We start from the raw sequence: 21318 nt of genomic DNA, 5'->3' as shown, positions 1-21318 counted from the left end.
TAATCTTTTAACTAAACTATTTTTTCATTTGATTCATTAATATTTAAAAGTTTAATACTAATAACTTATAAAATAATTATCATTAATTAATCATATTTGGAAAACTTCATTTTTTCATGAAGTAATCCCTATTGCATTAATTAAGAAAAAAACACGAACAAATGGTAGAATGAAAAATAAAAATGTTAAAAAAATGTTTTTATTAATCGCATTATTCATATCATTGGTGATGGTCATGTCTGCATCGGCTACAAACGACACAACTGATGATAATGATGCAAATGTTTCTACTTCCATACCTATGGAAAAAAATGTAGGTATGGATTCAAAGGTAAATCAATCTAGCAATACTAACACAATAAACAATGACGCAATTAATCACAGTAATTATACAAAGACAACAAAGCAAATCAAATCAGATTCCCGTTATCCTAGTTATGATCCACAGGGTGATAAAGAAGTTTTAATATTCTTTTTTGATCCTGAGGAGGGTGAGGAGAAATATCCCTTTGATCGCCCATTGAATGTGATGTTTACTGCAAAGTATACTCCCGGTACACATGGCGATAAGGATTATAAGGGAAACATTAATATAACTATCGATGATAATTATTCCTTTGTAATTAAAGGAAATGGAACAAACACTTTCAATTACACACCTACAACTGAAGGAATACATACTATCAAAGCAGTAGTTACTGATACAAGTGTCAATCCATTTTATGGTCAGGGAAGCGTATCATTTACTTATCATCGCTTCAATACACAGATAATCAACTTGAATGAAAAGACAAGTGGATATGTGGATGAAGATATTGTAATTGATTCAAAACTTCAATATGATAATCCAATTATGGGTTTTGAAGATTTTGAGGATAATGTAAATGTCAAACTTAACGTAAATGACGAGATAATCAACATTCCTGTAAAAAACGGTATAATATCATATAACTACATGCCTAAAGTCATGGGAACAAATAGGATATCCCTGATATTTGAAGGTAATGAATACTTCAATGCAACAAGCAAGTCATGGAACTATATTGTCAAGGCACATGAGAGTGAACTGATTATAGATAATTCCGAAGACTTCGAAGAGGACATATATGTAGGGGATAATGTAATAATTAACCTGACCTTAAGGGATTTGGAAACTAAAAAGGCAATCCCTGATGCAACAATAAATGTTCGTTACGCTTCAAATAACTATGGGGTTAAAACGAATCAAAATGGAATGGTAAGTATTACAAACTTCACTGCAATTGCCGGTAAGCATACCATAAACTTCAGGTATGCCGGAAACAATACTGTTAAGTCATCCAACAATACATTAAATATTGAAGTGCTCAAAAGAACTCCGGTAATTACACTCGATGAAATCAAATCAGTTACACTGGGCAGTCCCACTGTAATTGGAGGAAAATTATTGAACATATCAGGTAATGATACTCTTGAAGTCAACCTTATCATTGATGCCAAAAATCATTCATTAACAGTTTCCAATCAGACAAATTACAGTTATACTTATGAATCAACTGTTGGTCAACACCACGTGAGTGTATATACCAGTCCAAGTGACAAATATCTGCAGTCAAATATTGTTAATTCAACATTCATAACAGAAAAAATCAAAACAAGCATATTACTTGATGATAAAACATTATCCGGTATAAGAGACTTCAAGATAGTTGATTCGGTGGAAATGATAGCACAGTTATCTGCCGATAATTATGATTACGCTTCAGATATCATCCTATTTAACATAACAAGTGAAGATGTGGATGATGAATTATTCGCATATGACGTAATGCGTGATGAAAATTCATATCACTTGATATTTACACAAATACCTGCAGGAAGATATAATATAACCGCTTATACAAAGGATAATGAAAACTACACTTATTCGGCAAATTCAACTACAATAACAGTTGAAAAAATGCCCGTAGTTATAAATGCAAGTGTATTGGATGATGATGTAGCAGTATTCTCAAACGTCACAATAAAAGTAAGTCTTGAAGATGAAAAAGGAAATAAATTAAACAACTATCCATTTATTATAGAATTGGATAATCAAAGATTTGAAGTAGCAAGTGATGAAAATGCAGAATATCTGCTTACATACAAAGTGGAAAGTGTAGGAACTAACAATGTTACAGTTACACTTCCTGAAAGTTATTACTACTATGAGGGCAGTAAGAATCTAACATTCACTGTACGTGCATTAAATACTGAAATAGACATCAATTCAACAAATGTTACCGTAGGTCAAAACGCTACAATAACAATAACGTTGCTTGATGAAAATTCAAACAAGCTGTCTAATCAATTTGTAACGGTTATAATCAACAATCAAACAGATACTACAAAGACCAACGGCGAAGGATGTGCGGTGATATATTATCAATCAACAAGTCCAGGATTAAATAACATCACAGCCACATATGATTCAACGACGCAATACAATACTTCAAATTCAACAGCTAACTTCCACGTCTTTAAACATCAAACAAACATAACACTAACAACAAAACCAATAAAAATCAATGAAAGCGAAGAAATAACCGGTATGGCAACTGATGAAAACAATAAGGCAATTTCTAACCTTCAACTAGACCTATTGGTTAATGGGGAGATATTCTCTACCAAAACAGATGAAAATGGATATTACACTTACATGTATGAACCAATCATAGCGGGCTTACATGATGTATTGATAGACTTACATGATGATGAATTCTATAATGACTCCACAATAGAAGGCACGTTCAATGTAAGCAAATACAACACAACACTTACCGTAGTTCATACGCCGGTTAGCTACTCTCAGACAACTGCTCAAACAACGATATCAGGAACATTAACAGATGAACTATCAAATCCGGTAATGTCGGCTCATATCAACTTGGAAATAGATGGCATGACTCATGACATATCCACCAGGGAAGATGGATCATATCAATATGATTACAAAACGGATAGTGAAGGAATAAAAAGTGTCACGGCTACATTCAATGGAGATAATAAATATAATCCATCAACAGATGTACAAACAAACTTTGAAGTAGTCTTTGAAAATCAAGATAATCCTGAAGATAACAATCATAGCAGTAATGGTACGGGGAATGATACTCCTGCCGGCGGTAATCAGTCCGGGGGGGATACTCCTTCAACAAACACAACCAATCCTGAAACTAACGTAAATATCAACGCTACAAATGACACGATAGAAAACAGTAACATCTCATCAGATATTTCAAATACAAATGCCACTGAAACAAATTCAACAATAAACAATACAAATACAGAAGGCAACGTTACAAATACAACAAGTAACATTACAAACTCTACACAGGACAATATAAACAGTACTGGAAATGTAACCGACACAGATATTAATTCCAATAATACCAATATTAACAATAGTAATATAACTGGTAATGGTAGTGATGTTGTTGTTGACGGTACTGATGGTTCTAGTGTTGAGGGTTCTAATGTGACTGGTAATGGTAGTGATGTTGTTGTTAATGGTACTGATGGTTCTAGTGTTGAAGGTTCTAACGTGACCAGTAATAGTAACGGTACAATAGAAAACACTACCAACGGTAATATAACAAACTCCAACATAACAACCAATGCAACTAACATTACAGTAAATGTTGACAATGTCACTATAGAAGATTCAAACATAACAACAAACATTACAAATTCCTCAATAAATCAGAACAACACCCATATTAACAACACCACATCATCCGTTAATGATACTGACGTGAATGATGCTGTTAATGATAACAAAACAGTCATCAATGATACTCAAAATATTGATTCTAATTCAACTGATGTTAATCAAACTGATGTTAATCAAGCAATAAATGAAACTACGGATGATAAAAACAATACTGTTGTTGAAAATAATAGTGATGATGTTGCAGTCAATGACACAGTTGATAATAATGATGATACGGAGAATGTTGCCATAGTTGAAAATAACACGGGCAATTCCACAGATAATGGCGATTCTGCCGGTGTCAACTCGAATTCTGATGATGGTCAGAATGTTGAAGATAGTCAGTCAAATGATGATTCTCAAACTCGTGCTGACGCTAGTGTGTTAACTGGTGATACTGTTTCATCTTTTATGGTGTCTTCATTTGCAGATGTTGTCAATCATGCTGTTGTGGATAGTGTCGTTAGTGACTCTGCTGAAGAAACAGTTAATAAAGCATATGAATTATCCGAGATCAGTACATTCATGAATGATTTGAAGGAACATCTTTTAATTCTTCTTTTCGTCCTTGCTTGTATAGGTATTGGATACTATTATAAAATGAAAAATTAAATTGCCCCTTGTATTTTTCTCTTTTTCTCCCAATTATGGGAGTCAAAGGGACTTTTTTTTCTAAAATTAGCTATATGAAACATCTATTATTATAGGGGTGTTGTTTTTAGAAATTGCCTACTTTTATTTCATAACTCTTTTTAAAATTATCAAAGCTATGTTATAACTTTTTTAGCTAAATAAACAATACTATTCAGGTGATATTTGCTAAAATATTGATTGGTTTTAAGTATTATTTTTAATTAAAAAATAGTCATTCCTTATCTTATCGGGTATTGGATTTGAATTCATACTTTTTTTAAAAAAATGGGGGGATTAATGGGAGTTTAATAATATTCGTTTTTTAACTTTCCTTGTTAATTCATCTTCTGTAGGGGCTCCGATAAATTCAACTTTACCGTCAACAACTACTGTTGGAACAGACATTAATCCATATTCACGGACTTTGTCTATGTTTTCATCAACGTCTAACTGTTCAAACTCCATTTCATCACCAAATTGTTCCTTAACTTTTTGTGCTACTGCGATTGCACCAGGACAATGTGGGCAAGTTTTGGATGTGAATACTTCTACTTTTACGCTCATGCTAAATCTCTCCATTTAATTTTCTAAATTATATAATTAATATTTAATAATTTAAATATTTATATGAATTTTATATTTTTTTCTTATAGTATAATTATTAATTCTCATAATATATAATATTATAAAATAATTTTTAATAAATGTGATGTTATGGTAAAGGTACGTTCTCCAGCATCAGCAACTGTAATAAATGCTATAAGTATGGGTAAGGGTTCTGCTTTTGGTATTGGATTATATATAACCGCTGATGTCAATGTATTAAATGAAAAAACAGATGATGATATAAAGGTCATATCCGAAAGCTTAGATAAACCTGACATGGACACATCTTTGATGGACTTATGTGTACGGATGGTCTACAAAAAGCTTTCAGGCTATGATGACTTCAACTTGAAGAACATTGTTGTAAGTGTTAAGACAAAATCGGATATACCGCCGGGTTCAGGTTTGTCAAGCAGCAGTGCTGCTTCAAATTCGGTAGTATATGCAACTCTTCTTGCTCTGCTTGAAGAGGCTGGATTGACGCGTGAAGATATTGATTTTTCTGATGAGGATATTGTAAACATGGCAATTGATGCATCCTTGGAGGTGGGGGTTACTGCTACAGGTGCTTATGATGATGCATCAGCATCATTTTATGGAGGTTGGAAGATAACCGATAATTATGATAGAAAAATTTTGAAGGATTTTACTGTTGATTATCAGAAAGTATTAATATATATACCAAACAAATCTTTATATACTGCACAGTCAGATGTCAAGGCTATGAAAACTTTGGCACCACTTGTGGAAATTGCATTTGAAAATGCTTTAAAAAAGAATATTGAAAAAGCTCTAACCTTAAATGGCTTCTTATACTGTGCCGCATTAGATATAAATCCTAAAATTGCTATCGATGCATTAAAATTAGGGGCTAAGGCTGCAGGGTTGTCAGGCACTGGGTCTGCATTTACTATTTTATTGGATGATGATAGTGATATAGACATGATTAAATCATCCTTATCTGATTATCAGGGTAGGTTGATTGAAACAAGTCCTGATAATGAAGGATCTGTAGTTTTAAGGTAATATGTGATAATATGGATAAAATTGAAGCTGAAAATTTATTGAACAACTCAAGGGAAAAATTAGATATTATTGATGAAAAAATGGTAAATCTGATAGTGGAACGAACATCACTTGCAGGTGATATAGCAAGTTCAAAAAAAGTTCTAAATAAGGATTTGTCAGACCCTGAAAGAGAAAGTATTATTCACGAAAGAATCTCTAAATTAATAGAAAATAAAGATATTAATAAGGAGCACGTGTTTGAGATATTCAATATATTATTTGCAATGAGCAAAGAAGAACAAAAAAAATATTTATAATGATTATATAATTTATTTAAAAATCGGAGGATTGATTATGGGAAATATAAGAACAACATTTGTAAAAAGAACAGCAAAAGAATTAATTGAATTACACGGAGATAAATTTAACAACGACTTTGAAAACAACAAACAAGTTGTTGCTGAATACTCATCTGTTTCAACAAAACACTTAAGAAATCAAATTGCAGGTTATGCAACTCATTTATTAGATCAATAGATTTAATAATTTCTTATTTTTAACTCTTTTTTTATAAAAATATTTATTTTAAACAAAGTTAATATTTTACTTTCTATTTTTGAACATCGCCAACAGATTATCTTTCTTTAATATTTTCAAGTTTATAGAAAAATAACTTATTTTTGAACATATGGTTTATTTTTATTATCATCTGAACAGTTATTAAACAGAGGGGTGAATGTTTTAAACGTCTGCATAAATATATCTGTGATTCAATACAATAAATTAGCTCACTGATTGTATTATTATCGGATATACTCATAAATACATGTGTTAATACAAAATATGATTATAAAGGCTTTTAAAAAATTAATATTCTTGAATCCTAAAAATATTTATCGTATATGCGTGTAATATATCATTAGAATAAATAAATATAAGGTTTGATATGATGGACGATAATACAAATACTTCTTTCAATGAATATTGCTCAACGTTATGGCTTAATTTTGATGAATCAACATTAATTTCCCAAAATCTAAATGGTGAAAAAGAAAAAGGCATAACTCAGAAAGCAAAATACGAAATTAAAAAAGAAAAACTAACAGAATTCGCTAAATCCAATTCAATTTCTATCAATGCTCTTTTATTGGCAGGTTTAACTTTAACACTCAACAAATTTAATTTTTCAGATGAAACATTAATATTCAATCAGAATAATGTTCCATTCGCCACCAAATTTGAAAAAAGAAACCTATCCCTCAGGACATTTTTAGAACAAATTCATGAGAATTATAAGATTACCTTGGAATTTGATGAATATTATGATAGTGGGGATTTTCCTTTAAAACCTGAATTCTACTATGCTTTTGATGAAGATTTGCAGTCAACTGTTGAATATTCCAATTATTTAAGCATTGTTGAAAATGATGAAACACTTTCACTATCCTTATTTTATAATGATGAATTATATACAAAGGAGTATATTGATTTATTCCTATCAAGCCTTGAAAAAATCATAGATTTGACGATTAATGCAGATATTGACGCATCAAACATCTGTGATATTGCTCTTATAAATGAAAAGGAATTCACTTTCAGTGAAGTGGAGCTTCCATATATCCATAAGCGTTTTGAAAGACATGTAATTGAAAATGGGGATGAAACAGCCCTTGTTGCATGTGATGCCAATTTGTCTTACAGTCAATTAAATGAAAAGGCAAACATCATTGCAAATTCATTAATAGAAAAAGGAATCAAACCTAAAAGCAATGTTTTGGTAATGCTTTCAAGAAACAGCAATTTGATTGCAGCTATTTTAGGAATTCTGAAAGCAGGCTGTGCATTCATTCCGATTGATCCTGATTATCCAACAGAAAGGATAAACTATATTTATGAAAACAGTCAGGCGGAATATATTATCTGTGAAGAATCTAAAGAAAACACGTTAAACATTAACGACTTGCTTGAAGGAAACAACAAAGAAAATCCGGATGTTGATGTTGACGCTGACGATTTGGTTTACATGATTTACACATCTGGTTCTACCGGAAATCCTAAGGGTGTAATGATTTCACACGAAAACTTATGTAACGAAGTACAAAATCCAAAATCACAATATGAAAGCCTCTTATGTATTACAACAATTTCATTTGATGTAGCTATGGATGATATATTCACGTCACTTACAAATGGAATGAAACTGATATTTGCCGACGACAGTCAAATCAAAAATATTCCTGAACTAACGGAACTGATTAAGAAACATCAACCGGAAATGGCCGATTTCACCCCATCCAGACTGGCATCACACCTTGAACTACCGGAATTCTGCAAGGCAATTAAATGTCTTAAATGTTTATATCTTGGAGGGGAACAGTTTTCAACAAAAGTTTATGAAAACTTCAGAGAATACTCCGATGCAATAGTATACAACAGTTACGGACCAACAGAAACAACAATCACATCCAACAACAAAATGGTAACGGATGTCAACGACATTACTGTAGGATATCCGTTATACAATTATGTTACTGATGTACGTGATATTGACGGTAAAATCTTGCCTTACGGAGTAATGGGTGAGTTATACATCGGTGGAGTAGGTGTAGGTAAGGGTTACTACAACATGCCTGATAAAACTGAAGAAGTATTCTTAACTATAAATGATGTTCCATATTATCGTAGTGGAGACTATGCAATCTCAAGACCGGACGGGGATATAGAAATCTTGGGAAGAATTGACAACCAGATAAAACTCAGGGGACTACGTATAGAAATTGGTGAAATAGAATCCAACATCAGCAGATATCCATCCGTAAAACAGGCGGTTGTTGTTATCAAAGAAATCAACAACAACGACCATCTCTGTACATACTATACTGCAGATGATGAAATTGATAAAGATAGTTTGAAAGACTTCCTGAAAGACAAGTTAACCAAGTATATGATTCCAACTGCGTATATGCAGCTTGACGTGATGCCACAAACACCAAACGGTAAAACAGACCTGAAGGCATTGCCTCAACCCAAACTTGACCTGGAAAACATCAAATCCGAAAATGAAACAGAGGAAAAACTCTTTGAAATAGCAGCAGAACTCGTAAACACTGAAAAATTCGGTGTAACCGATGATTTATACGCAATAGGATTTACATCACTGATATTAATGAAATTCAACTCATTAATCTATGCAAAAACAGGAGCTAACCTGGATATTTCACTATTATTCAATAATCCAACAATCAGAAAAATTGCATCACAAATAGAATATGGTGATGAAAAATCCGATTTGGAAGAATTTAATAAATTGGCAGATAACCTCAACTATTTCCCATTAACCGAAAACCAGTTAGGTGTATACTATGAGTGTATGCAAAGTCCGGATGAAATAAGATATACCCTGCCTGTAGTTTTAAGATTTGACAGTGATGTGGATGCGGAAAAATTAAGACAATCAATTATAAAAACAGTGGAAGCACATCCATACATTAAAACCAGAATCATAACTGCAGATGACGGTTCATTAAAACAAAAAAGAAATGATGATGCCGATATAGATGAAATTGAAATAGTTGAAGTTGATTCAATAAGTGATGACGAGATAATAAGAAATGATGTGAAAGCATATACCTTCGGAAGCCAACAGTTGTTCAGATTTAAAATCTACAAAACACCGGATGAAACAGTATTATTCAGTGATATCCATCATATCATTTCTGATGGGGTATCACAAATCAACATCCTAACAGACATAGCAAACGCCTATGAAGATAAAGAGTTGTCAGAGGAAATTGTAGACGGATATACCTATAGCCTTATTGAAGAAGATGCTAAAGATGGTGAAAGATATGAAAAATCCAAGCAGTTCTTTGATGAAGTACTTTCACAGGAAATTGAATCAACAGTTCTTACACCAAATCTCAACGGTAACCCTGATGAAGGTAGTTTGAAAACTATCGTTCAGGAAATCAGTCCGGATAAAATCAGGGAGTTCTGTAATGATTATTCATTGAGTCAAAATGCATTGTTTATGTCCGCTCTCACATTGACATTGAATAAATATACATTCAGCGACAAGACATTGATAACAACCATATTCAATGGAAGATCCAATCCATATTACTATAATACTCAAGGATTCCTGGTAAAAACACTTCCATTAGTATTCAATAACGAAAACAGGAAAATAACAATTAAAGATTTTATTAATGGCATTGATGAAGTATGGAAAAATACAATAAATCATAGTGAATATCCATATACTCATATTGCAGAATCTTATCAGTTAAAACCTGAATTTTTCTTCTCATATCAGGAATTCTATAAATCAGAAGAAATAACAATTAACGACAAGGTTTATGAAGAGTATGATTTAAGTTCTGATAATCTATCTACAACGGCATATAAAATTAACTTTGATATTTTCATTTATGAAGACAATATTAGATACATACTGGATTATAATGACCAATTGTATAGTGAAGAGTATATACAAAAATTCCTGGATTCACTTAATCTAGTCATAAATCAATTCATTGAAAGTGACATAAACGAAATAATGATAAAGGATATAAAACTAGAAAATGAAAATGAATTGCCGGAATTTACCCCTGTGGAAAATCCATTTATCCACAAACGTTTTGAAAAACAGGTGGAAGCAAATCCGGAAAAAATTGCTCTTGTTGCCGGCGATGCAATATTTACTGCAGATGAACTAAACAAAAAAGCAAATAAAATTGCAAACGCATTAATCAGAAAAGGAATCAAAGCTAAAAGTAATGTCCTGGTAATGCTTCATAGAAACAGTGACCTAATCGCGTCAATATTGGGTATTCTTAAAGCGGGATGTACATATATTCCTATAGATCTTGAATATCCTCAGGAGAGAATTGACTACATCTATGATAACAGTCAAGCAGATTATATCATTTCAGATGAAGACAAGGATAATTCATTGAATGTCAAAGAATTGCTCAAAGAAATAGATTCCTCAAATCCTGATGTTGAAATTAGTCCGGATGATTTGGCTTACATGATTTACACTTCAGGTTCCACCGGAAATCCTAAGGGTGTAATGATTTCACACGAAAACTTATGTAACGAAGTACAAAATCCAAAATCACAATATGAAAGCCTCTTATGTATTACAACAATTTCATTTGATGTAGCTATGGATGATATTTTCACATCACTTACAAATGGAATGAAACTGATATTTGCTGATGATACCCAAATTAAAAATATTCCTGAACTAACGGAATTGATTAAGGAACATCAACCGGAAATAGCTGATTTCACTCCATCCAGACTGGCATCACACCTTGAGGTATCAGAATTCTGCAAGGCAATTAAATGTCTTAAATGTTTATTTCTTGGAGGGGAACAGTTTTCAACAAAAGTTTATGAAAACTTCAGAGAATACTCCGATGCAATAGTATACAACAGTTACGGACCAACAGAAACAACAATCACATCCAACAACAAAAAGGTAACGGATGTCAACGACATTACTGTAGGATATCCGTTATACAATTATGTTACTGATGTACGTGATATTGACGGTAAATTAGTTCCTCAAGGAGTAATGGGTGAGTTATACATCGGTGGAGTGGGTGTAGGTAAGGGTTACTACAATATGCCTGAGAAGACAAGAGAAGTATTCCTGACAATAAATGGTATTCCATATTACAGAAGTGGAGACTATGCTATTAAAAAACCAAATGGTGAAATAGACATCAAAGGAAGAATAGATAACCAGATAAAACTCAGGGGACTACGTATAGAAATTGGTGAAATAGAATCCAACATCAGCAGATATCCATCCGTAAAACAGGCGGTTGTTGTTATCAAAGAAATCAACAACAATGACTATTTATGTGCATATTATGTTGCCGATGAGACAATTGACAGTGATGACTTGAAAGAGTTTTTAAAAGATCGCCTTACAAGGTATATGGTTCCAACTGTATTCATGCAGTTAGATAAGATGCCTCACACTCCAAACGGTAAAACGGACTTAAAGCAGTTGCCTGAACCTCATCTCAAATTGGAATTGGTAATGCCTGATACAGATACCGAAGAGAAATTGTATGAAATTGTTTCATCTCTAACAAATATTGAAGAATTTGGTGTAACAGATGATTTGTATGCTCTCGGATTTACTTCACTGACATTAATGAAATTAAATTCAATAATCTATGAAGAGCTTGGATGTACATTGGACATCTCCATATTATTTAATGAACCAACAATCAGAAACTTTGCAATTGAAATGGACAATTCGACTAAAAAAGGATTCGGTCTTGACGAACTTATTGAATCTGCAAAAGACAGGGAATATTATCCTTTAACAGAAAATCAGTTGGGTGTTTATTATGAATGTGTGCAAAATCCTGACGTAGTCAAATATGTAATGCCTACAACCGTAAGATTCGAAGCGGATGTAGATGCATCTAAGCTTAAGGATGCGGTTGTCCAAACAATCGAATCTCACCCATATCTTAAAACAAGGATTGTAACTTATGGTGGAGAATTGATGCAGAAACGATGTGATGATGCGGAAATTGACGATATTGAAATAGTTAAGGTTGAATCCATAAGCGATGAAGAGATAATTAAAAACGATGTTGCACCAATTTCATTAGAGGACGGTCAATTATTTAAATTTAAGATATATGAAACACCTGATGAAGTTGTGCTCTTCTCCAACTTCCACCATATAATTACCGATGGAGTTTCACAGAATAATCTTTTCAGGGATATTGCAAATGTCTATGAAAACAGGGACCTTGAAGATGAGATAATAGACGGTTACACTTACAGCATTCTTGAAAAAGACATGGAAGGTAGCCAAAGATATCAGTCCGCAAAAGAATTCTTTGACGATAAGTTAACTCAAGGATTTGAATCTACTGTTTTAACACCAAATCTCAATGGAAATCCTGAAGACGGTGAAATAAAATATTATACTGAAAGTATGGATTCACAGTTAATTAATGAGTTCTGTAATGATAATTCACTGAGTAAGAATACTTTATTTATTTCAAGTACAATATTGGGGTTAAATAAGTTCACATTCTCCGATAAGACACTTATGACAACCATATTCAACGGTAGGACTTCACCGAATTATTTCAATACCCAGGGGTTCCTTGTTAAAACCATTCCATTTGTAATCAATAATGAAGATAGACAATCTTCAATCAGAAATTTCATCAAATCCGTTGATCAAAGATGGAAGGACACCTTAAAAAACAGTGTTTATCCATTCACTAAAATAGCTGAGAAATATCAGTTAAAGCCGGAATTTTTCTATGCTTATCATGAATTTTTAGAATCCGATGAGTTGAAAATAAACAACAAATCTTACATTCCAGAGGAATTGGCCGGTGCCGAACAGGTTGCAGTTGATTCCAAAATCATGTTATCCATTTATGATAATGGAGATGAGTTCGGAATTGAATTGGCATATAATGATGAATTATATAGTGAAGATTACATCAAAACATTCATAAAATCATTGAAAGATATTTTAGCTCAAATAACTGAAAATGATGTTGACACATACAGAATCTGTGATGTAAGACTTAAAGATGATGATGAAATGCATGAATTCACTGAAGTGAAAATTCCATTTATCCACAAACGCTTTGAAAAGCAGGTGGATGAAAATCCGGATCATATTGCTTTGATTGCATCCGATGCCAGATTAACATATGGCCAACTCAATAAAAAGGCTAATCGTATAGCCAATGCCCTTATAAATAGGGGAATTAAACCTAACAGCAATGTTCTGGTAATGCTTTCAAGAACCAGTAATCTTATTGCGACAATACTGGGTGTACTGAAAGCGGGTTGTGCATTCATACCTATGGATATAAATTATCCTAAAGGTAGGATTGAATATATTTTTGAAAACAGTAATGCAGACTATATTATTGCAGATGAAGCCAATGAAAATTCAATTGACGTTAAAAAGTTGCTTGAAGAGGAAAATATTGATAATCCATGTGTTGAAATCAGTCCTGATGATGTGGCATATATGATTTATACTTCAGGTTCCACCGGAAATCCTAAGGGAGTAATGACCAGCCATAAAAACATTACTAACCTATTTTCTCAAAGTGAAGACAGCATAATTTATCAGGCATACTCAAATATGACGAGGACACTTGCAATTTCAACAGTATCATTTGATGCATTTTTACTTGATTTCATGACATTGACCTACGGTTTGGAAATGGTATTAGCCAATGACACTGAAATTAAAAACATTGAGGAATTAACGGAATTAATTAAACGTGAAAAACCGGAATCCCTTACGTTCACCGTACCATCAAGATTCAAGCAATATATGGAACATGAAGAATTTGCCGAACAAATTCCTAATCTCAGGTATATTGCAATTGGTGGGGAAATGGTGCCACAGGATCTGATTTCCAAACTCCATAAATATCCTGAATTGGAGATATATAACGGTTATGGTCCGACCGAAACAACCGTTTTAAGTAATGCTCATAAAATGCTTAAAGGGGAAGAGGTTACTATTGGAAAAGCATTGCACAACTGCATAACTGAAGTAAGGGATATTGATGGAAAATTACTGCCTACCGGAGTTATGGGGGAACTGTATATTGGAGGAAATGGTGTATCCAGAGGATATTACAATCTGGAAGAAAAAACCAAGGAGGTCTTCCTAAGTATCAATGACATTCCCTATTATAGAAGTGGGGATTATGCAATTGAACTTCCAAATGGTAATCTTGTAATTAAGGGAAGAATTGACAATCAAATCAAGTTAAGAGGATTGAGAATCGAAATTGAAGAAATCGAATCAAGCATAGCCAGATTCCCACATATCAGACAGACTGTTGTTGTAATTAAGAAAATCAATGATGTTGAACATTTATGTGCTTACTTCACGGCTGATGAAGAGATAGACATGAATCTTCTGAAAAGGTATTTGGGTAATAAACTGACAGAATATATGGTTCCAACAGTCTTTATGCAATTGGATGAAATGCCAATATCTCCAAATGGTAAAACAGAGGTCAAAAGACTTCCAAAACCTAAATTAAACTTTGATTATGTTGAAGCTGAAAATGAAACCGAGAAAAAATTGGTGGAATTTGTATCATCCATTGCAGATACAAGCAGATTCGGAATAACTGACAATTTATATGAACTTGGATTCACTTCATTATCACTGATGAAACTAAACTCTATGATTTTCAATGAAACCAATGTAAATATAGACATTACTTCATTATTCACAAATCCGACAATCAAATCCCTTGCAGATAAGATTGACAATCATATTGAAACAGATATAGATATTGATGAAATCATTGAAACTGCAAAAGATATGGAATATTTCCCATTGACTCCAAATCAATTGGGAATTTACTATGAATGTATGCAAACAGAAAAAATCAAATATACAATGCCTATGGGAATACGATTTGACAACACTGTTGATTCTTATAAGCTCAAAAAATCGCTTATTAAAACAATTGAGGCACATCCATATCTTAAAACAAGAATTATCAATAGGGATGATGGAGAAATATTGCAAAAAAGATGTGATGATGTAGAAATTGAAGACATAGAAATAGAAGAAATAGCTTCCATCAGCAACAAGGAACTAATGAAAAGAGACATAAAACCTATTCCTTTGGATGATAATCAGTTATTCAGATTTAAAATCTACAAGACACCATCACAAACCGTGTTATTCAGTGATTTCCACCATATTATTACCGATGGTGTATCACTGGACAATTTCTTTAAAGATGTGGTCAAAGCCTATGAAGGTCAGGAAATAGAACCTGAAAGAATTGACGGATACGCATACAGCCTAATTGAAGAAAAAACAGCCATTAATGAAGTTTCCGAAAAATTCTTTAAAAATCAATTCTCCAAAGGAATCGAATCAACTGTTTTAACTCCAAATATAAATGGTAATCCGGATATTGGAAATATAAAACTTGTTTCCGACGAATTGACTTCAAGTTTTGTCAGAAGCTTCTGTCAGGATCATTCAATAAGTCCAAACGTTTTATTCATGACGGCTATACTCATAGGCCTTAATAAATTCACATTCAGTGACAAATCATTAATTACAACAATCTTTAACGGTAGGGCAAACTCCAGTTATTCCAATACACAGGGAATGCTGGTAAAAACATTGCCTATTATTGTAAATGCTGAAAATCGTGAGATGATGGTTGAAGATTACATAAAAATAGTCGACAAATCATGGAAAGATGCATTGACTCACAGTAATTATCCTTATACAAAACTTTCACAGGACTATCAGTTAAAACCGGAATTCTTCTATTCATATCATGAAGCATTAGTTAATGAGATGGATCTTGACGGTACCAAATATAAAACTATTGACCTTGACGGTACAGTTTCAACAGATTATAAGATAAACATTGACATTTATGATGATGGAGAAATAATCAATTTATATATTGAATATAACGACCAGCTTTATACTGAAGATTATATTAAAAAGTTCCTCTATTCCGTCAAATACATTTTATTCCAGTTCTTTGTAAATGATATGGATAAATTAAGAATTAAGGATATTGAATTGGAAGAAGGTGAAACTCCTGTATTTGAAGAACTTGACACTCCAATTCTACACAAACGCTTTGAAAAACAGGCCATTAAAAAAGCCAATAATGTGGCATTGGTTGCCTGTGACGCTACACTAACTTACCAGCAACTTAACGAGAAAAGTAACAGGATAGCAAACGCATTAATCCGTCGGGGCGTTAAGCCAAAAAGTAATGTTCTTATAATGCTTAACAGAAACAGTAATTTGATAGCTTCCATACTGGGAGTTCTAAAGGCAGGATGTGCATATATTCCTATTGATCCGGAATATCCTCAGGAAAGAATCAATTACATATATGAAAACAGTCAGGCAGATTACATAATAAGCAATGAAACTTCAAGTAATTTGCTTAACGTTGAAGAACTTCTTGAAGAACAAAACGTTACTAATCCTAATGTCAATGTTCTTCCTGATGACCTTGCATATATGATTTACACTTCAGGATCTACAGGCAAACCTAAGGGAGTGATGATATCACATAAAAACATTTGTAATCAGGCTCAAAACCCTAAATCAACTTACGAAAGCTTGCTTTGTATTACAACAATCTCTTTTGACGTGTCTGTCGATGATATTCTAACATCACTTTCAAATGGATTGAAGTTAGTACTGGCTGATGATGTTCAAATAAGAAATGTTCCGGAGCTTATCAAGTTGATTGATGAGAATAAGCCTGAAGTATTGGAGATTACTCCTTCAAGACTTGCATCCTATACTGAGCTGGATGAGTTCTGTGACGTAATATCCTGCTTGAAATGTATTTTCCTTGGAGGAGAACAGTTTTCAGCAAAAGTTTATGAGAATTTAAGAAAATACAGCGATGCAATTGTCTATAACAGTTATGGTCCAACCGAAACAACAATCACTTCAAATAACAAGGAAGTAACCGATGTAAATGACCTGACTGTAGGGCCTCCTTTAGCTAACTATGTTACTGAAGTTCGCGATATTGACGGCAAATTATTGCCTGAAGGTATCATGGGCGAACTGTATATTGGGGGAACTGGTGTAGGAAAAGGATATTATAATATGCCTGAAAAAACTGAAGAGGTCTTCCTGACTATCAATGGCATTCCATATTATAGAAGTGGTGACTATGCCATTAAGCTTCCAAATGGTGAAATTGACATTAAGGGAAGAATTGACAATCAAATCAAGTTAAGGGGATTAAGAATTGAAATTGGAGAAATCGAAACTAACATAGGTAAATATCCGAATATAAAACAGGCGGCTGTAGTAATTAGAAAGATTAACAACGTTGACCATTTATGTGCATACTATGTTGCCGATGAGGCAATTGACTCTGGTGATTTAAAAGAGTTCTTAAAAGACCATCTTACCAATTATATGATTCCAACAGTATTTATACAGATGGATGAAATGCCACAAACTCCTAACGGTAAAACAGATACTAAAAAACTTCCTGAGCCAAGGCTGGAAATGAATTATGTGGCTCCAAAAACAAAACTAGAACAGGAAATCTGTGCAATATATTCAAGCATATTGAATGTGGAAAGCGTTGGTGCAGAAGATAATTTCTTTGAAATCGGGGGAACATCTCTTATTGCTTCAAAATTAATTATTGAATTGCTTAAACAGGGATATACTGTAAGATATGATGATATTTTCATGAAAAAGACTCCTAGAGCACTGGCAAAAGTATTATCTGGTGAAGCAGATTCTGAAGTCGAGTTGAACGTTGAAGAGGACATTGTCAAAAACTACAACTATGACCAAATCAATGAGCTTCTCGAAGAAAATACTATAGAAAGCTTCATGGAGGGTGAAAAACTTGAACTGGGTAACGTTCTCTTGACGGGAGTTACCGGATTTTTAGGAATACATATACTATATGAATTCCTCAAGAATGAAGATGGAAAAATCTATTGTATGTTGAGAAAAGGTGAATTTGATTCCTGTGAAGAACGTTTAATCGATTTAATGGAGTATTACTTCGATGAAGACCTGACAGGACTGATTGGTTCACGCATTATTCTAAGTGAAGGAGACATTACAGAAGTTGATGACTTTAAAAAACTTGAAGGGGAACCGATTGATACAATAATTAATTCGGCAGCTATTGTAAAACATTACACTGCTGATGATTATATATTTAAGGTTAATGTCGACGGGGTAATTAATGGACTCAAATTTGCCCAGACAAGAAATAATATCAGATACATACAGACATCCACAATAAGTGTTCTTTCATCATACTCCTTAAATGAGGATGAATATCCAAATCCTGGATATGATGAACGGACATTATACTATGAACAGTCCATGGAAAATAAATACATATGCAGTAAATTTTTGGCTGAAAGAATGGTGCTGGAGGCTGCAACCAAGGGTCTTTCAGTGAAAATTATGAGGCTTGGAAACCTGATGGGTCGTTATTCAGATGGAGTATTCCAGAAAAACTATGATACCAATGCATTCCTGAACAACCTAAAAGCCATTAATAAACTGAAAGCCATCAATAATGTCATGGCCGATTCACAGACAGATATGAGCCAGATAGATTGTGTTGCAAAAGGAATTCTTGAACTGTCTAAGACTCCGGAAAAATGCAGAGTATTCCATTGTATGAATAACCGCTACATTCCTATTAGGAACATAGTTGACGTGTTGAATACATACGGCAATGGAATTGAGGAGGTTGACGGGTCTGAATTTAAGGAAATTTATGAACAAAACATGAACGAAAATATTCGGGGCATAATCACTGCAGATATTACAGTCGATGAGCTTGATGAAGAAGATGACTTCGAGGAAAATATTAAATTGGATCAGACCACTGAAATTCTTCATTCCTTAGGATTTGACTGGCCTGTACCAGATGAAAACTATCTTAAACGATTAATAGATTACTTAAATAAATTAAATTACTTTGAATAGAGGTGTAACATGTCAAATAAAATAATATATCATAAATTTAAACAATTGCTGTTGCCATCATTACTAATAGCAATGGCTTTAAACATTACTTCAATTGTCGATTCAAGTTTTATTGCAACATTCATTGGATATAATGGGCAGGCTGCACTGCAGACTTTATCACCATTGATATTCTTGGTTACAATATTTGAGTGGTTATTTGGTTTAGGCGGCCAAATATTGTCATTAAATAAGAAGGCAGAATTTGATGAGGATGGAAGCAATTTTTACTTCACAGTAGCAATGCTTTCAACAATAATTTTGTCGATTTTGATATTTTTGGCATGTTTTTTATTTGAAGATACATTGATTGCCATATTACATCCGACACCTGGTTCAATTGGGTATGTAAAAGCATATGGAACATATTTATTTATATGTTTCCCAATAGTGACCCTATTGGGAGTGTTAACCCAATTCATTCGTGTGGATGGACAGCCAAACTTTGCATCAGCATTAATTGTTCTTGTAAACATCATCAATATAGTCTTGGATTATTTATTCCTGGCCGTTTTTCACACGGGAATTGAAGGGGCATCACTTGCAATGCTTATAGGATATGTAATTGGATTCATCTGTGCTTTTAAATATATCTTCGATTCAAAAAGGACTTTCAAATTTGTCTGGTCCAAAGTTAAACTCAAAACAGGGATTACTTCAGCAATGGAAATAATCAAAATAGGCCTTCCAAGTGCAAGTATGGGTGTTTTCAATATAATATTGATTTATGTGCTTAATTTAATCCTCAGTGCATCTTTGGGTGAATTTGGTTTGGATATATTTAATGTATGTATGAATGCATTACTGGTCATAAGTATCTTTCTGGTAGGATTTTCGGAAACATTATCGTCTATTGTACCTATATTTTACTCGCAAAATGATTTTTATAATATACAGTATATTGTAAGAAAATCGCTTGTATTGTCGTTAATATGTTCAATAGCATTCACCGCATTCCTATTAATCTATCCTGATGGAATGTTGATGTTTTTTAACCTTGCCCATATGCCTAACGATACGATGGTGGAAAATGCTCTTAGATTATATTCATTAGCATTTATTCCTATGGCAATTTCAACCACATTGATATTTTATTATGAAGGAATTGAAAGGACTGTTGAATCAGGAATTATTACATTCATTTCAGAGTTGGGAGGACCGTTAATATTTACATTCGCATTATATCCATTTATAGGTATTACCAGTGTTTGGATATCCTTCCTATTGGGATTTACTTTATCAATTGTGGCTGTTGCAATTTATGTAAAATTTGTTGAAAGAAAAGAGAAAGAATATTCGGGACTCTTTTTCGTTAAAAAGGGATTGATTGAAAAATCTAGAAATTATACTATCCAGGATAAAAATGACGATGTGAAAAATGAAATGTTCAATCATCTGAAAAGTTTGAACGTTGATGAGGCATATTGTGAAACTTTAAAAAAGATAATTAACTTCATTTTTGAATCAAACGATGATAATATATCAATAGAGGTATTGCTCATTGATTATGATGACAGGATAGTCGTTAACATGAAAGATGAAGGAAAAAGGGAAGTAATGGCCGATATTGAAAAAACATTTTCATCAAAGAACGTTAAAGTCAGTGAAGTATTGGATTTCAACAATATTGAATACGTATTTGATAAAGTTAAATGGTAATATTATTATCCTTTAGAAACTGTTGGTATTTGTCTTGTATGGACTTTTTGATGAAAATTATTTTCCATTAACTTTTTTTTACACTTTAATTATTGTATGAATTATATTTTTTTGAACT

The 21318-nt window shown here is 32.9% G+C and carries 7 protein-coding genes; 6 read left to right on the top strand and 1 reads right to left on the bottom strand.

Going from position 1 to position 21318, the window contains the following annotated elements; translation table 11 throughout:
• The first annotated feature begins 169 nt into the window (after window positions 1–169).
• On the top strand, window positions 170–4342 hold the full coding sequence (locus AW729_RS06710; protein WP_162685830.1) for a hypothetical protein: 4173 nt from the start codon (window positions 170–172) through the stop codon (window positions 4340–4342).
• Window positions 4343–4657: 315 nt separating this feature from the next.
• On the opposite strand, the gene AW729_RS06705 is transcribed toward AW729_RS06710, so the two are convergent.
• Complete coding sequence (locus AW729_RS06705; RefSeq protein ID WP_112124380.1) at window positions 4658–4927, bottom strand: MJ0307 family thioredoxin; 270 nt, start codon at window positions 4925–4927, stop codon at window positions 4658–4660.
• A 150-nt stretch (window positions 4928–5077) separates the two neighbouring features.
• On the opposite strand from AW729_RS06705, the gene AW729_RS06700 reads away from it, so the two are divergent.
• From AW729_RS06700 to AW729_RS06680, 5 genes are all read left to right on the top strand, one after another.
• Window positions 5078–5995: a shikimate kinase gene (locus tag AW729_RS06700; protein WP_112124379.1), complete on the top strand. Its 918-nt coding sequence runs from the start codon at window positions 5078–5080 to the stop codon at window positions 5993–5995.
• An 11-nt stretch (window positions 5996–6006) separates the two neighbouring features.
• Window positions 6007–6294 carry a chorismate mutase gene (locus AW729_RS06695; protein ID WP_112124378.1) on the top strand — a complete coding sequence of 96 codons (288 nt, stop codon included), beginning with the start codon at window positions 6007–6009 and terminating at the stop codon, window positions 6292–6294.
• Between the two features lie 37 nt (window positions 6295–6331).
• Window positions 6332–6514 (top strand): 30S ribosomal protein S17e, encoded by a 183-nt coding sequence (locus AW729_RS06690; protein ID WP_112124377.1) that lies wholly within the window; start codon window positions 6332–6334, stop codon window positions 6512–6514.
• Window positions 6515–6926: 412 nt separating this feature from the next.
• Window positions 6927–19502: a non-ribosomal peptide synthetase gene (locus tag AW729_RS06685; protein ID WP_162685829.1), complete on the top strand. Its 12576-nt coding sequence runs from the start codon at window positions 6927–6929 to the stop codon at window positions 19500–19502.
• A 9-nt stretch (window positions 19503–19511) separates the two neighbouring features.
• Window positions 19512–21200, top strand: a complete 1689-nt coding sequence (locus AW729_RS06680) for an MATE family efflux transporter (protein WP_112124375.1) — start codon at window positions 19512–19514, stop codon at window positions 21198–21200.
• The last annotated feature ends 118 nt before the right edge of the window (window positions 21201–21318 follow it).

The sequence above is a fragment of the Methanosphaera sp. BMS genome (assembly GCF_003268005.1).
Taxonomy (GTDB): Archaea; Methanobacteriota; Methanobacteria; order Methanobacteriales; family Methanobacteriaceae; genus Methanosphaera.
This window is presented reverse-complemented; position numbering and strand designations above follow the sequence as displayed.

Coding starts and splice junctions, on each gene's coding strand:
- AW729_RS06710 (WP_162685830.1), top strand. CDS start 170: ATGAAAAATAAAAATGTTAAAAAAATGTTTTTATTAATCGCATTATTC.
- AW729_RS06705 (WP_112124380.1), bottom strand. CDS start 4,927: ATGAGCGTAAAAGTAGAAGTATTCACATCCAAAACTTGCCCACATTGT.
- AW729_RS06700 (WP_112124379.1), top strand. CDS start 5,078: ATGGTAAAGGTACGTTCTCCAGCATCAGCAACTGTAATAAATGCTATA.
- AW729_RS06695 (WP_112124378.1), top strand. CDS start 6,007: ATGGATAAAATTGAAGCTGAAAATTTATTGAACAACTCAAGGGAAAAA.
- AW729_RS06690 (WP_112124377.1), top strand. CDS start 6,332: ATGGGAAATATAAGAACAACATTTGTAAAAAGAACAGCAAAAGAATTA.
- AW729_RS06685 (WP_162685829.1), top strand. CDS start 6,927: ATGGACGATAATACAAATACTTCTTTCAATGAATATTGCTCAACGTTA.
- AW729_RS06680 (WP_112124375.1), top strand. CDS start 19,512: ATGTCAAATAAAATAATATATCATAAATTTAAACAATTGCTGTTGCCA.